Source organism: Chryseobacterium antibioticum, assembly GCF_012927325.1.
Lineage (GTDB): Bacteria > Bacteroidota > Bacteroidia > Flavobacteriales > Weeksellaceae > Chryseobacterium > Chryseobacterium antibioticum.
Genome location: NZ_JABBGI010000070.1, coordinates 1 through 1,949, shown reverse-complemented (window position 1 = coordinate 1,949; position 1,949 = coordinate 1). Strand labels below are relative to the sequence as shown.

General features: G+C 37.8%; 1 pseudogene. It reads right to left on the bottom strand.

Annotated elements, in window-relative coordinates:
• Positions 1-36 precede the first annotated feature (36 nt).
• Positions 37-1,949 (bottom strand): annotated as a pseudogene (locus HHL23_RS22335) (hypothetical protein); the annotation flags it as partial.

The window sequence follows — 1,949 nt, the reverse complement described above, 5'->3', positions numbered from 1 at the left end:
ACTTCCTGACTTTTAAAACCTTTTGTTTATTTGGCTTTATTTGTAAACTACAGGATAGAAGGTTCCTATTGCCCAATATGCTGCATTTACTGCTGTTACTCTTATTTTTGTGGTTTTTATCTCACAAACAGGTATTGTAGTCAGAGCAGTTTTACTCATTACCGGCACTTCTGCTGCATATACCCAAGCTGTACCATTCCAATATTGAATTTCGTAGGCGTATTTTTTAGGATTACCATAAGTTTTCCAATAATTTGTATAAGCATTTGTATAATATTCACCATATACAGAATAAGCTCCCCAACATGCAGGATCACTGGTTGATATCTTTATTTCTTTAAGCGTTTTTTCTTCCGGGAAGGTAATTTCTACAAATCCACCAGTAGAACCTGTACCAGTAGTGTTATAATCATTAGCCCAACCTGAAGCGAAATCATTATCTGTCATGTTAGCTTGTGTAGCTACACAGGTAGGATAATAAACTGTATTAAGACTTGATGCGTAAGTCCCTGAAAGAAACGGTTCGGCAACCCCTATCTTCACACTGCAAGATTGAGTTCCTACTATATTGATATTAGCCGTCATTTCCTGACAGGTAGTACCTGTATAGGTACCTCCGATAGTATATACTACAGTACCTGAAAGTCCAAATGTTCCTGCCGATCTGGAAACGGTAAGCCCGTTACCTATTGAAATATTAGTTTGGGCCGGATAAGCAATACCTGCTATTGTAGAAGTATATGGTATTGTTATTGTTCCGCTATATGAAGTACCATTCTTCAGGTATTTAAACGGAGCCAAAGCCACAACAGCATTCGCACAGTCAGGAGTAACTGCCCCATCTCTTACGGTTCCAACTTTTTCACACTCTAATCCGTTTCCTGAAAACTTTGCTCTAAAATCTCCTGCTACTGTAGGTGTCCCGGAGATCGTATATACTAAATTTACGCTTGAGTTAGCAGGAATATTGACAGGCTGAGCCGGAGAAGGGCCTGAAACCGTAAGACCTGCAGCCGCTGATCCTAATAATGTAAGATAACCTGTGAAATCATTTGTAACAGTCTGGAATGAATTATTGACAACTTTAATTATAACTGTATTGGATGCTGAATTAGCCACCCCTTTAATATAGTCTCCATTAATTGAACTTCCAACACAATCTACGCTAAGTACAGCTCCTTTTGGCCTACCCAAGCATTCCCAAAGAGGTGCTGCCGGTGTACCATAATTATATACCAAACATCCATTTTTAATCAGACCGTCTGTGCTTACGTTACAATCTGTACAATATACCATTAAACCTTCTGCTGGCTGTGTAATGGCATCACGTTCTGTCTGCGTCATCCTTGGAGGTAATAAACCTTTCGTTTTAGAATTAACATCCAGCATTGCACTGGCATCTATCGTTGATGTTGAACCAATTCCTACTTCTCCTGTTCTATATATTGCATTCGTTTTATTAAAGGAAGCATCTGTAGTAGTACCTCCTAAATACCATTCTGTAGAAGGATCCGGCTGGTACGAAATATAAATGGCACTTATTTGGTCATATTTCCAATAAGATCCGTCAATTGAGGAAGCGTATATATTATTGAAGTTTGCAGGCAAATTCGGTGAAAATACTGTTCCTGATTGGTTTGGATCGGTAGTATTAAATGAAACCAACGTAGAACTATCCTTATTAACTTTAGTCCATTGAAAACCATCATTATAGTAAAACCCTTCAGTCACAGTAGAATTTACCGAACTTAAATTGTACACAATCATCCCTTTTACATGTGCTGATAAAGGTGCAGGATCACTCAATGCAACTAATACTACCCTGGGAATGAGTAATCCTTTATTATTACTGTTTATATCCAAAGCAGCATCTGCATTTGGTGTCGTCGTATTTATACCTACTTGGGAATATGTAAATAGGTATAATAAAATAAATAAGATTTGATAAA